General features: G+C 61.3%; 12 protein-coding genes. 6 read left to right on the top strand and 6 right to left on the bottom strand.

Annotated features, from left to right (window positions below; genetic code table 11):
- The first annotated feature begins 97 nt into the window (after positions 1–97).
- Positions 98–871 carry a 3-hydroxybutyrate dehydrogenase gene (locus H9Q16_RS05310; RefSeq protein WP_191075166.1) on the top strand — a complete coding sequence of 258 codons (774 nt, stop codon included), beginning with the start codon at positions 98–100 and terminating at the stop codon, positions 869–871.
- 15 nt (positions 872–886) lie between these two features.
- On the opposite strand, the gene H9Q16_RS05305 is transcribed toward H9Q16_RS05310, so the two are convergent.
- The gene (locus H9Q16_RS05305; protein WP_191074300.1) at positions 887–2,512 is read right to left on the bottom strand and encodes an NAD(P)-binding domain-containing protein; all 1,626 of its coding nucleotides are present in this window, start codon (positions 2,510–2,512) and stop codon (positions 887–889) included.
- Positions 2,513–2,629: 117 nt separating this feature from the next.
- Between H9Q16_RS05305 and H9Q16_RS05300 the strand changes: the two genes are divergently transcribed.
- Complete coding sequence (locus H9Q16_RS05300; RefSeq protein ID WP_191074299.1) at positions 2,630–3,667, top strand: patatin-like phospholipase family protein; 1,038 nt, start codon at positions 2,630–2,632, stop codon at positions 3,665–3,667.
- Between the two features lie 18 nt (positions 3,668–3,685).
- Here the strand turns inward: H9Q16_RS05300 and H9Q16_RS05295 are convergent, their stop codons facing one another.
- The 4 genes from H9Q16_RS05295 to H9Q16_RS05280 all read right to left on the bottom strand — a co-directional run bounded on the left by H9Q16_RS05295 (position 3,686) and on the right by H9Q16_RS05280 (position 7,243).
- Complete coding sequence (locus H9Q16_RS05295) at positions 3,686–4,492, bottom strand: DUF502 domain-containing protein (protein WP_191074298.1); 807 nt, start codon at positions 4,490–4,492, stop codon at positions 3,686–3,688.
- Between the two features lie 77 nt (positions 4,493–4,569).
- Complete coding sequence (locus H9Q16_RS05290) at positions 4,570–5,490, bottom strand: pseudouridine-5'-phosphate glycosidase (RefSeq protein ID WP_191074297.1); 921 nt, start codon at positions 5,488–5,490, stop codon at positions 4,570–4,572.
- Positions 5,487–6,371 (bottom strand): PfkB family carbohydrate kinase, encoded by an 885-nt coding sequence (locus H9Q16_RS05285; RefSeq protein WP_191074296.1) that lies wholly within the window; start codon positions 6,369–6,371, stop codon positions 5,487–5,489. Before H9Q16_RS05285 ends, H9Q16_RS05290 begins: the two co-directional genes overlap by 4 nt.
- 56 nt (positions 6,372–6,427) lie before the next feature.
- On the bottom strand, positions 6,428–7,243 hold the full coding sequence (locus tag H9Q16_RS05280; RefSeq protein WP_191074295.1) for a DUF4198 domain-containing protein: 816 nt from the start codon (positions 7,241–7,243) through the stop codon (positions 6,428–6,430).
- Between H9Q16_RS05280 and H9Q16_RS05275 the strand changes: the two genes are divergently transcribed.
- Positions 7,242–8,432: a HupE/UreJ family protein gene (locus tag H9Q16_RS05275; protein WP_191074294.1), complete on the top strand. Its 1,191-nt coding sequence runs from the start codon at positions 7,242–7,244 to the stop codon at positions 8,430–8,432. The genes H9Q16_RS05280 and H9Q16_RS05275 overlap by 2 nt on opposite strands.
- A gap of 10 nt (positions 8,433–8,442) precedes the next feature.
- Here the strand turns inward: H9Q16_RS05275 and H9Q16_RS05270 are convergent, their stop codons facing one another.
- A complete protein-coding gene (locus H9Q16_RS05270; protein WP_191074293.1) occupies positions 8,443–9,075 on the bottom strand; it encodes a thiamine phosphate synthase in 633 nt (210 codons plus the stop codon).
- A gap of 128 nt (positions 9,076–9,203) precedes the next feature.
- Here H9Q16_RS05270 and H9Q16_RS05265 point away from each other — a divergent pair, with 128 nt between their 5' ends.
- The 3 genes from H9Q16_RS05265 (at position 9,204) to H9Q16_RS05255 (ending at position 12,762) form a co-directional block, all read left to right on the top strand.
- Entirely contained in the window at positions 9,204–9,956 is a 753-nt protein-coding gene (locus H9Q16_RS05265; RefSeq protein ID WP_191075165.1) for an RNA methyltransferase, read from the top strand.
- A 177-nt stretch (positions 9,957–10,133) separates the two neighbouring features.
- Positions 10,134–11,285, top strand: coding sequence for a heme A synthase (ctaA, locus tag H9Q16_RS05260; RefSeq protein ID WP_191074292.1), 1,152 nt, complete (start codon positions 10,134–10,136; stop codon positions 11,283–11,285).
- Between the two features lies 1 nt (position 11,286).
- Positions 11,287–12,762: a carboxypeptidase M32 gene (locus H9Q16_RS05255; RefSeq protein ID WP_191074291.1), complete on the top strand. Its 1,476-nt coding sequence runs from the start codon at positions 11,287–11,289 to the stop codon at positions 12,760–12,762.
- The last annotated feature ends 119 nt before the right edge of the window (positions 12,763–12,881 follow it).

The following is a 12,881-nucleotide window of genomic DNA, read 5'->3' as shown; positions in this document are numbered from 1 at the left end:
TTGAACCATCACACCTGATTGTGCGTTTCCTTTGCAGGTGCGGCACGTCATGATGCGCACGCAGCAATTCGCAAAGGAGCACCCAATGGCCTTCACCATCGATCTCAGCGGAAAAACCGCCATCATCACCGGATCCAACTCGGGCATCGGACTGGGGATCGCGTGGGAGCTTGCGCGGGCTGGTGCAAATGTCGTGCTGAATTCCTTCACCAACAAGGAAGAGGACCATGCGATCGCCAGCGAAATCGCCAGCGAAACCGGGGTCAACGCGCGCTATATCAAGGCCGACATGTCTCAGGGGGGCGAATGCCGCGAACTGATCGCAAAGGCGGGCGATTGCGATATCCTTGTGAATAACGCCGGGATCCAGCACGTTGCCGCGATCCCCGATTTTCCCCCCGAAAAGTGGGACGCCATCATCGCCATCAACCTCAGCTCTGCCTTTCACACCAGCGCGGCCGCGTTGCCCAAGATGCGCAAGGCTGGATGGGGCCGCGTGATCAACATCGCATCAGCCCATGGGCTGACGGCGTCGCCCTACAAATCTGCTTACATCGCGGCTAAACACGGCATCGTTGGCCTCACCAAGACCACCGCACTTGAAACAGCCGAAGAACCGATCACCGCCAACACCATCTGCCCGGGCTATGTGTTGACCCCGCTGGTCGAGGCACAGATCCCTGACACAATGAAGGAATACGACATGTCCCGCGAGGACGTGATCAAGAACGTCATGCTCAAGCGCCAGCCCAGCAAGGAATTTGCCACCGTCGAACAGATGGGCGGCACCTGTGCCTTCTTGTGCTCGGACGCCGCCGCACAGATCACCGGCACCGCAATCAGCGTCGATGGCGGCTGGACGGCGCTCTGACAGACGGGGTGGCGGCTATTCCGCCGCCATCTGCCTGCCCAGTCCCTGTTCTGCCAGGAACGACTGTATCTGCTGTCGCGCAACTTCCGGAATCGGCAGCGTCTGCCCCAGATCGGCAAAGGTCATTGCCGAAACGGTCCCGGCACCGGCTTCCTTGTCTGCCGCGCGCCGCCAATCGGAATCAAGGTGATCCGACAGGTGCATCGTGCCCACCAATTCCCCGTCGCGGTAGTGCCGCAGAACCGGGTGAATGAACGGATCGGGATCACCTTGGAAAGCGGAATGCGCGCGCTTCACATGGGTTGGGGTTTGACCGAAATTGCCAAACTCAAGCGTGATCAACAGGCTGTCCTGACCCATGACGTCGCTTTCCTGCGTGGCCCACTGCACCGGCACGTCCTGATAATGCGTCCCGCTTGTCGCACCCGACAAATGGATCACATCGCCCAGAAAACCCGGCTGGAGAAACAGGGCAGGTGACAGGCTGATCCGGTCGATGATCAGATCGATCAGCGGCGTGCCCTCGACGGGTGCGGTGCTCGTGGGAAAGGATGTTTGTGCCTCGCGACCGGCGATGAATTTCACTAAGGCCGCGATGTTGTAGCGAAACCCGTGCACAAAACCCGACATGGTCTTTTTGAAGTCCCGGCTTTGCATCAGGGTGCCCGCAAACCACAGGTTCGGTGTCTCTTCGCTTTCCCACTGGGCGGTCATGGCCGGGAATTTGTCGAAATGGCGCAACTCGGGGCGGATATCGGCATCAAAAATATCCGGGTTGAACCGGAACCCCGTGCAGCAGATGACATGATCGTAGCGCAGCACAATCTCGTGCCCTTCGGCGGCGGTCATGGTGGCCGTCACCACATATTCGTCTCCGTCCCGCTCGATTTTCCGGGGGGCGGCATCGACGACCGCATTCTGCGATTTCAGCTGATAGGTGTCCATGAACTCCACATTCACGGCGCGCACGTGACCGACAAAGTGGGTGTTCCACGAAAACTTGATCGGGTTCGGGCTCATCACATGAATGGCCGCCGCGTGCTCCAGCATTTTCTGCGCGCTTTCAAATGCCGCATTGCCTTTGCCCAGGATCAGCACCCGCTTGCCGTCAAACCGTGACCGTGTGGTGTCAAAGGTCATGTAATTTTCGGTCAGTTCAATGCCTTCGACCTCTGGCAGCCAGGGCCGCGTCACCCCGGTACTGACAATCACATGACCGGCGCGGAAAGCACGTCCATCGGCTGTCTCGACAGTGAAAGTATCGCCCGCCTTGCTGACCCGCGACACGTCAGCCTCATAGGAAATGCAGTCTTCCAGCGGGCCGGCAAAGTCTTCGAGGTAGCTGACGTATTCATCGGCCTTGGGGAAATAGCGCGTCGTGCGGTCGCCAACCTTGAGGCCTTCATCGTTGATCAGGCTGTTCCAGTCATAACGCATCCGCGCGCCTTCATCTGCCAGCCCGGTATGTACTTTGTTGATGGAGATAAACGTCCGATGGCGCGGAAAACGTCGGAAAAATCCGCTGACGCCCTTGCCGCGCTCCAAAAGACGGACCGACAGCCCTTCTTTGCGCAAAAGATACGCCGCCTGCAATCCTGCAGGTCCGGCACCGACAATGCATACATCAACCTGTTCCGTCATGATTTCTTCCTTGCCTCTGCTTTTGCTCTAGCAATGCGAGAAAACAATCCCAAGCACAACCAAACAGTGTGAGCGATTGCACTTTGCTTTGGAAGTGTTGCGCGCTAGCTCTGCCTCATGGCAAAAAAGAAAAAACGGATCAATCTGGCCCTGCAGGGTGGCGGCGCGCACGGGGCATTTACCTGGGGCGTGCTTGAGCGGCTCTTGCAGGATGACAGCATCGAGATTTGCGGAATTTCCGGCACGTCGGCCGGCGCGCTGAACGGGGCGGCGCTCAAGGCCGGGATGGTCCAGAATGGCCGGGATGGCGCGCAGGAGAATCTGCGTTGGCTCTGGGGGCAGGTTGCGGGTGTCGACGACATGCGCATGACCCACTGGCTGGCCCCTTTTGGTGCTGAGATGTTCAGCAAGGCACTGGAATACAGTTGGCATTTCTCAGCCGCCGATGCGCTCAGCCAGATGATATCGCCTTATGCCTACGGTCCTTTTTATCGCAATCCCCTGCAGGACATCGTCGCGCGCTTTGATTATGACCGTGTCTGCAATTCGGTGGCACCTCTGCTGTTCATCTGTGCCACGCGCGTGCGCAACGGCAAAATCAAGATCTTCAAGGGTGACGAGATCAGCGCAGAGGCGATCATGGCCTCGGCCTGCCTGCCGACGCTTTTTCAGGCGGTCGAACTGGATGATCCGGACACAGGTCAGCGCGAGGCATTCTGGGATGGGGGGTATACCGGAAACCCGGCACTATTCCCGCTTTTTGGCAACGATCTGCCCGACGACATCGTCATCGTGAACATCAACCCGCTGGAGCGCGAAGATATGCCGCGCTCCCCGCAGCAGATCCAGAACCGGATCAACGAGATCAGCTTCAATTCCAGCCTGCTGCGGGAACTGCGTGCGATCGAGTTCGTGCAGCGCTTGCTTGATGACGGCACAATGCCCGAAGGACGGATGAGCCGCGTCCGGGTACACATGATTGCCGACGATGCGTTGATGGCAAAACTGTCAGTGGCGACCAAACTGGTGCCCAACGGTGCTGTCATCAAACATCTGCACGACGCAGGATATGCAGCGGCGGAGAAATTTCTGGCAGAAAGTGGCGGCGATCTGGGGGTCCGATCCTCAATCGATCTGGACGAGATGTTCGGCTAAGGCACAGCTTTTGTCCGGTCAGGTCCCGTGTTCTTTCGTTGCAACACCGTCATCGGCCTCTGCGCGCTCTTTCGATGCCGCAACCAGCCGGTCCTTGGCCCCGATATCAAGCAACGTGGGTTCCGTCGCGCCGTTCTCTTCTCGCTCTTGTGGGTAAACAAGGCCAGCGGAGATCACCAGTTTGGCTGCGTCTTCCACGGTCATGTCCAGCAAAATCACATCCTTTTGCGGCACGAAAAGCAAAAAGCCGGAGGTCGGGTTTGGCGTGGTCGGCAAGAAAATCGAAGCCATCTCCCCCGAAGGGTCGGTCTTGGCGGCGATCTCGGCCCGCGCGCTGGTCGAGATAAAGCCAAGCGCCCAGATCCCCCGACGCGGGTATTCGATCAGGCAGGCGGTCTCGAAACTACGCTCGGACTGGGCAAAGATAGTCTCGGATATCTGCTTGATCCCGGAATAGATCGTGCGCACCACCGGGGTCCGCTCTACCACGCTTTCCGCCGTGCGGATCAGGCTGCGTCCAATAAGACCTTTGGCCAACCATCCCACGATGATCGTAAAGATCAGGAAAATCACCACGCCCAGGCCGCGTACATTGATCTGGACGGACGGATCTAACCCTAGCAAATCCTGTATCAGCCGGTCGGGATGGTAGGCCTGCGGCACCAGCGGCAGCACAAAACCATCGATCCAGCCGACGACCGACCAAATCAGCCAGATCGTCAGCCCCACCGGGGCGATCACGACCAGCCCTGTCAGAAAGGACGCACGCAGGCCGCCGATCAGGCTGCGCCGGGGCGGTGTCTCGGGATCAAAGGGGGTGTTCATGGCAAGCGCGGTTCCGCAACAGATATCGCTGTATAGCTAGGGGGTTTGGCCTCAGGGGACAATGGCAAGGTGCTGATTTAGCGCGCATTACCCGCTAAAGAGATCGCAATTTCAGCACCCAGACGGGCATTATGGCGCACCAACGCGATATTGGCGGTCAAAGACGCCCCTTTGGTCAGCTCATAAATGCGTTGTAGCAGGTAAGGAGTCACCCCCTTGCCGACGATCCCATGGGCCTGCGCATCGCGCTGCGCCTGGGCGATCACCGGGTTCATTTCGGCGGCGGGTATCTCGGCCTCAGCCGGGATCGGATTGGCGACCAACTGCCCACCGGGCAGACCCAGAGCGGCCCGCGTGCGATGCGCCGCGGCGATCTCGGCAGGGTGATCCATCCTCAGGGGGGATTTCAGCGGCGATGACGCGCTCCAGAACGCGGGAAAGCTGTCTTGCCCGACCGTGATCACCGGCACGCCCTGCGTTTCCAGCACTTCCAGTGTCTTGGCCACGTCCAGTATCGCCTTGGCCCCGGCGGCGACCACTGTCACAGGCGTCTGGGCCAGTTCCATCAGATCGGCAGAGATATCAAAACTGTCCTCGGCCCCCTTGTGCACGCCGCCAATCCCGCCGGTGGCAAAAACGGCAATACCCGCCAGATCAGCCGCAATCATCGTCGCGGCCACGGTTGTGGCACCGGTCCCGCCCGAGGCGATGCACACGGCCATGTCCGCCCGGCTGAGCTTGGCCACGCCGCTGGCCTGCGCCAAAGTGCTGAGTTGATCGTCGTCCAGCCCGATGTGAAGACGCCCGTCAAGCACGGCGATCGTGGCCGGGACCGCACCGGCATCCCGCACATCCCTTTCCACCTGTAGGGCAACCTCGAGGTTCTGCGGATAGGGCATGCCATGGGTAATGATCGTGCTTTCCAGCGCGACGATGGGCGTGCCTGCGTCGCGCGCTTTCGCGACCTCGGTGCTGAAATGCAGGGGCAGGGTGGTCATATCTTGGTCTCTCCTGAAACGTAGGCGGCGGCGGCCTGCAAGGCCTGGCGCAATGCGGCATCCGGCGCCGCCCCCCTTATCTCGGCTGAGATATGGGCGGCCATAAAGGTATCGCCCGCGCCCGTGACCCGGGTAACCATAACAGGGGGCGGGGTCTGCGTGACGATGGTTTTGTCATACGCCACCGTCGCCGGATTGCCGCCATCTGTCACGACCGCACGCACCGCCCCGCGCTGCAACAATCCTGCCGCTGCGGCGTCCGAGGTCTCGAAGGTCGTCTGGCACAGGTATCCCGCCTCTTCGAGGTTCACATAAAGCGTCCCGCGGCGTGCCTGCATGAACGGGGCCAATCGTTGCGCCTTGCCGGGCGAGGCGGGTGCCACCCGCAAATCTGCTGCCGCCAAAAGCGGTGACCGCGCCATCTGCCCCAACAGATCAAGCGTCAGGTTCCCGTCCAGCGCCACGGCCCCGGTATAGGGGGCAGGCAGGCTGCCATCCGACAGCGGACGCAGGATCTTGTCACCCGCCGCTTCCAGTGAATGCGCATCCGCAATGGCGGCAATCAGACCATTTGATCCTTCTACAGCCATGTAACGGTCTGTCGGCAGATCATCAGAGCGATAGATGTATTCCGTCACCAACCCACGCATCTGGCAGGCCCTGATCAGATCATCCCCCTCTGCATCGCGCCCCACGGCGGATAACAGGGCAGGCGTCAATCCGAACCGCGCCATCGCCATCCCGATGTTCAGCGCCACGCCCCCCGGCAGGCGCGTGATCCGCCCCGGCATGTCAGAGCCCTGCCGCATCGGCGTTTCAGCCCGGCCGATGATGTCCCACAGGACTGACCCGATGCACAGAATATCTGGAGAGGATGTCATGGCCCGCCTTTTCGCCTTTGAAGCGGGAAGGTGCAAGCCTGACAAAGGGCGGGGCCCTATTCAGGCACGCGAAAGGTCAGCGCTGCCCAAAGCGTGTCCCAGACCGGTGCGTTGTCATAATTGCCGGCCTCGGGCGAGGGGCGCAGAATGACGGCGTCAAACAGATACTCATGGCCCGGCGACACCGGAATGCGCGCCTCGCCTGCGGCATCGGTACGGTGTAGGGTGACCGTGACCGCCCCACCCGGGGCACGGTCAAACACCTCGACCTGTGCATCGGGCCGCCGTGCATCCTGATCATAAAGCGCGATGTGCATGGTGCCGTCGAATCCCGCGTCATATGGGTTTGTCAGCGCCACGAATTCCGTCGCCATCTTGTAATGCGCATCACTGCCCGCACCATCCCCCACGGCAACCAGGGACTTGACGTGACGGGTATAACTTTCCTTGAAGTTCTCCCGGGGCCATCCTGCGGCATCGTGATCGGCCTCCGCTTGGGGGAAGTCCTTGTGCGCCGCGAACCGGGCGAATTTCTCCCAGGTCTTGTAGGTGATCTTGGAGGGCGTCGTCTCGTGCAGCACCACCATCAAGCCGTCGCTGTCTGGCGCGTCGACAGCAAGAGCGGGGGAGTCGCCTGCGCGTGCAAGAACAGGCTCCGGATTGCCACTGAATACCACTTCATACCGCGCGCTTGAGCGGTCGAAAAAGCTCAACGTGTTGCCCTTGAAACTTTCCCCGTTTCGAAAGTGCGCGCGGATTGCAGCGCCCGGTGCGACTTGATATTTCTCTGGCGAGATCCAGAATTCATGTGCAACGGCAGGCAGTGCTGCCAAGACACAGAAAACAGGCGCAAACAGGCGGGAAAATTTCATGACGAACACTCTCTCAAGGGTACTCACAAAGCTGACGTTGCTGCTGGCATTGTCAAGTGCGCTGCTGCTCACGATACCGCGCGCGCAGGCGCACGAACTGCAGCCCACCATCGCGGATATTTCCCGAGACGGCGAGACGTTGAATGTGGTCATGCGGCTGAACCTTGAGGCGTTGCTCGCAGGGATTGATCTTGACGGGCTGGAAGACACCGATGACGCCGAAAACGTCGCGGATTACGACAGCCTGCGCGCCCTCTCTGCGCAAGAGATCATCGACCGCGCGCCTGCCTTGCTGGATCAATGGAATGCCCTGCCGCTGGTTCGCGTCGACGGCGCGCCGGTCGCATTGAAATCCTCCAATCTTGAGATACCGGGCGATGTGGATATCGAACTGGCCCGTATCTCCACCTGGACCCTGCAAGGGGATGTGGCGGCAGATGCGCGCGCGCTGACCGTTACCTGGCCTGACGGGGCCGGGGCCATTGTGGTGCGCCAGCAAGGGGTCGATGCCCCCTTCACCGGCTATCTTGATGGCGGCGACACCTCGCCTGAAATCGCATTTGACGGCGGCGGCGCGCAAAGCGGCTGGCAAGCATTTGTTGAATATATCCCTGTCGGGTTCGATCACATTCTGCCCAAGGGGCTCGACCACATCCTGTTCGTTCTGGGCCTTTTCCTGCTGTCGACCCAACTGGGCCCGCTGTTGTGGCAGGTGTCCGCCTTTACACTGGCCCATACGGTCACACTGGCGCTGGGGGCGCTGGGGTGGGTCAACGTGCCGGGATCGATCGTCGAGCCGCTGATTGCCGCCTCCATTGTGTACGTCGCGGTCGAAAACATCTTTCTGTCGCACCTCAGCCGATGGCGACCCTTCGTGATCTTCGGCTTCGGGTTGCTGCATGGTTTGGGCTTTGCGTCAGTGCTGGGCGACTTTGGCCTGCCTGAAGGGCAGTTCATTCCGGCGCTGATCGGTTTCAACATCGGCGTGGAACTGGGTCAGCTCACGGTCATCGCCATGGCCGCGCTGCTGATCTGGCTGGCGCTGCGGGCGGCATGGTATGCCGAACTGGACGGCGAAGACGTGCTGGTGCGCGAACATTCAGTGATGTTTCGCGCGATCTCGATCGTGGGATCTCTGATCATCGCGATCATCGGCACCTGGTGGGTGATCGAACGGGTGTTCCTCTGAGGCCCCGCGCCTAGTCCATTGCCGCCAAAAGGGTGCTGAGCGCGACAATCGGATCATCCGCGCGCCAGATTTCGTCGCCGATGCCAAAGAAATCGGTGTAGGGGGCCAAAGTGCGGATCATGGCCTCGTCCAGCGCCCCTTCGGCGACGACAGGCACTTCGATCACTTCCGACCACCACTGAAAGAGGTCCAGTTCGGCAAAACTGCCATCGCCCAGCGGGCTGGCCTGCACCGGGCCAAAGCTGACGTAATCCGCCCCACCTTCGCCCGCATTCATACCGTCATGGCGCGACCCTGCGCAGAACGTGCCGACAATGGCATCCTCGCCCAGCTCTTTGCGGGCATGGCGCACGGTGCGCGCTCCGTCGCTCAGGTGCACCCCGTCCAGACCCAGGCGATCCACCATCAGCAGATGGTCGCTGATGACAAGTGCCACGTCCCGCGCATGCGCGACTTCGCGCAAGGCATCCCCGGCGCGCGCCAGCGCATCCACATCCGTGCTCGACAGGGCCATGCGCACGCAGGCGACCTCGTGGGCGTCCAGCACCCGCGCCAACTGGTCGGGAAAGGTGCTGAGCCCGATTTCAGGCGGGGTGATCAGATAGGTCTGCGGCTGTTCGGGGGGCTGGTTTGGGTCGTCCATGGGCGCGTCCTTCGGGCGGTCTTTGAGGGTGACTAGCCGATGGCGGCGCCAAAGGAAAACACTTGCTGCGCACGCGGCGTCGTTTGACGCGACTTGCGGCGTTGGCAGCACAGGCGTATCAGGCCGCCATGACTGATCCCGCGCTGCATCCCACCATCCCCGCCTTTGTGCTCGTCCGCCCGCAGATGGGTGAAAACATCGGGGCTGCGGCCCGTGCGATGTGGAATTTCGGCCTTGATCACATGCGCATCGTCGCCCCCCGCGACGGCTGGCCCAATCCGGCGGCGGTCGCGATGGCATCGGGGGCCGGGCGCCTGCTGGACGAGGCCCGGCTGTGTGCAGATCTGCCTGACGCCGTGGCCGATTGCGATTTTGTCTTTGCGACAACCGCGCGTGATCGCGATCTGACCAAACCGGTCTTCGCACCCGAAGCCGCCATGGCCGAGGCCGCGCGCCGCATCTCTGAAGGTCAGCGTGTCGCGGTCCTCTTCGGCCCCGAACGCGCAGGGCTCGAAAACGACGACATCGCCCGCGCCAACGCGATCATCTCGGTCCCGGTGAACCCGGCCTTTCCCTCTCTCAATCTTGCGCAATGCGTGCTGCTGACAGGCTACGAATGGCGGCGCGCGACGGCTGATATTGTACACCAGACCGTTGAAATGGCCGGCACCGACTGGGCCAACGGGCAAGAGATAGAAGCCCTTGGCCGTCACTATGAAGAACGCCTCGAAGAAGCGGGGTTCTTTTTTCCGGATCATAAAATCGCCTCGATGAAGCTTAATCTGCGCAACATGTGGTCGCGCCTGCCGCTGACACGTGCCGACGTGCAAATGCTGCACGGCATGATGCGCCAGATGGTGCGCTGGAAAGAGCGGGACTAGCGCGTGGGTACGGAGATTTTGTATGTCGAACGCCCCAAGGGGCGTCCGATCAGGGCGAGGGGCGCTGCCCCTCGCGCTCCCCGGGATATCTCCGGCCAGAAGATACACTCGCGCTAACCCGCTAGACCTTCCGCACCACTTGTCCTACCTATCGGGCACCCTGCAACGAGACATCCCATGGCACAAAAACCACGCAGTATCTTTGAAGAAGTCGCCGCCCAGGAACACCAGCGTCCGGCTGCCCAGCCCGGCCTGATTGACCGGGGTCGGGGCGGCGCGCGCGGGGCCATCCGCATCTGGCTGATGGTGCTCTTTGCGCTGGTGTTTGTGATGATCGCGGTGGGCGGCATGACGCGCCTGACCGATTCAGGTCTCTCAATCACCGAATGGCGCCCGATCACGGGTGCCTTGCCGCCGATGAACGCGGCGGACTGGCAATCAGAGTTCGACAAATACAAGGCCATTGACGAATTCCAGGTGCAGAATTCTTGGATGCAACTCTCTGATTTCAAGGTGATTTACTGGTGGGAATGGGGCCACCGCCAACTGGGCCGCGTCATTGGGCTGGTCTGGGCCCTTGGCTTTCTGTGGTTCTGGGTACGCAAGCAGGTCCCTGTCGGCTGGACCGGGCGCTTGCTGCTGCTCGGGGGGCTGGGCGGCCTGCAAGGGGCCATCGGCTGGTGGATGGTCGCCTCTGGCGTGACCGTGGGCGAAGGCACCACAGATGTGGCCAGCTACCGCCTTGCCACGCACCTTGGTCTCGCCTTTGTCATCCTTGGCTTCATCACCTGGTACACCCTGTTGCTGGGCCGCTCAGAGCCGGATTTGATGCAGGCCCGCCGCGCCAAGGAGGCCAAGCCTTTCTCGATGGCCACGGGCCTTATGCACTTTGCTTTCCTGCAAATCCTGATCGGCGCTTTGGTTGCAGGCATCGACGCGGGCCGCTATTTCCCCGAATGGCCGCTCATGCAAGGGCAGTTCTTTCCCCCCGATGCCTTCAGCATCGAGCCTTTGTGGCGCAATTTCTTTGAAAACCCCGGACTGGTGCAGTTCATCCACCGCATCGCGGGCTACCTGCTGGCGATCTTTGGCGTGGTGGTCTGGCTCAGGGGGCGCAAATCTGCCCATGCCGCCACCCGCTTTGCCTTCAACGCGGTGATGGCTGCTCTTGCTCTGCAGATCGTCGTGGGCATCACCACGGTGCTTTATGCCGCCCCTGTACACATCGCGCTGGTGCATCAGGGGCTGGCCGTCGTGCTGTGGGTGCTGATCATCCGTGCGCGGTTCCTCGCGGGCTATCCCGTTGCCACCTCGATCAAAGGATCCTGACATGTCTGCATATGATGAACTGATGGCCTACCAGCGCGACACCGAAGCGCTGAGCCAGATCGCTGGCCGACTGGGCTGGGATCAGGAAACCATGATGCCACGCGGTGCCGCCCCCCAGCGGGGCGAGGAAATGGCCGCCATCGAAGGCGTGTTGCATGCCCGCCGTCTGAACCCACGCATCGCCGATTGGCTTGAATTTATCGACGAGACCACCCTCGATGCCGTCGGCCATGCCAACCTGCGCCATATCCGCCGCAATTTCGACCGCGCCACAAAGGTTCCGGCCGCGCTGGCCGCGCGGATCGCGCGCGTCACCTCAGAGGCGCAGGGCATCTGGGCCGAAGCGCGCAGTGACAACGATGTCGCGGCCTTTCTGCCGACGCTGTCCGACGTGATTGCGCTGAAACGCGAAGAGGGGCAGGCGCTGGCAGGCGAAGGCGATATCTATGACGCCATGCTGCAGGATTACGAGCCGGGCACCACAGGTGATGATATTGCCACGATCTTCAACGCCCTGCGCCCCAAACTGACCGAACTGCGCGCAGCCGTGCGCGAGGCAACGCCCCCGCCACAGCTTGAAGGCACCTTTGACGAAGCGACGCAGATGAAGTTGACCCGGCAACTGGCCAAAACCTTTGGCTATGACATGTCCATGGGCCGCGTAGACAAGGCCGTGCACCCGTTTTCATCGGGCTCGGGGCTGGATGTGCGCATCACCACGCGCACCAACCCTGCGGATCCCTTCAACTGCTTTTACTCCACCATTCACGAGGTCGGCCACGCCAGCTATGAGCAGAATATCAACCGCGACTACCTGCTGACCCCGCTCGGGCGCGGCGTGTCGATGGGCGTTCACGAAAGCCAAAGCCGCATCTACGAAAACCAGTTGGGGCGCAGCCGCGCCTTCACTGGCTGGCTGTTTGATCAGATGAATGCCGCCTTTGGCGATTCTGGTGTGGCGGATGCCGATACCTTCTATGCCATCGTGAACCGCGTCTCGGACGGCTACATCCGAACCGAAGCGGACGAGCTGCAGTATAACATGCACATCATGCTGCGTTTTGATCTGGAACGGGCGCTGATGGCGGGCGATCTTGCCGTCACTGATCTTGAAGCGGCCTGGAACGACCGTTTCGAAGCGGACTTTGGCTTTGCCGTCGATACACCCGCCAACGGTTTGTTGCAGGATGTGCATTGGTCGGTCGGGCTCTTTGGGTATTTCCCCACCTACAGTCTGGGCAATGTCTATGCCGGATGTTTGTACGGCCCCTTGCGGGACGCTGTGCCGACATTGGATGCAGATCTGGCGGCAGGGGATACATCGACAGCTACCAACTGGCTGCGCGACAACCTGCAAACCCATGGCGGCCTCTATGAGCCGCGCGAGGTGATCGAACGCGCCAGCGGGCAGGCCCCAAGCGAAGAACCCCTGCTGGCGTACCTCTCAGAAAAATTCGGAGCCCTCTACAACCTCTGATCGTCGGCCGATGCTGGCCGACGGGGCAGGGCGCAATCTGCGGCTTGCCGCCTGCGGTGCTGCGGGTCTTTGCGGATTTCCTCCGACGCCGACAGCCAGCAGGCGCTTTGCCGCTGGAA

It is taken from the genome of Sulfitobacter aestuariivivens, from assembly GCF_014763045.1.
GTDB lineage: Bacteria > Pseudomonadota > Alphaproteobacteria > Rhodobacterales > Rhodobacteraceae > Sulfitobacter > Sulfitobacter aestuariivivens.
Note: the sequence above shows the minus strand (reverse complement) of the source record. Positions and strands in the feature narration are given on the sequence as shown.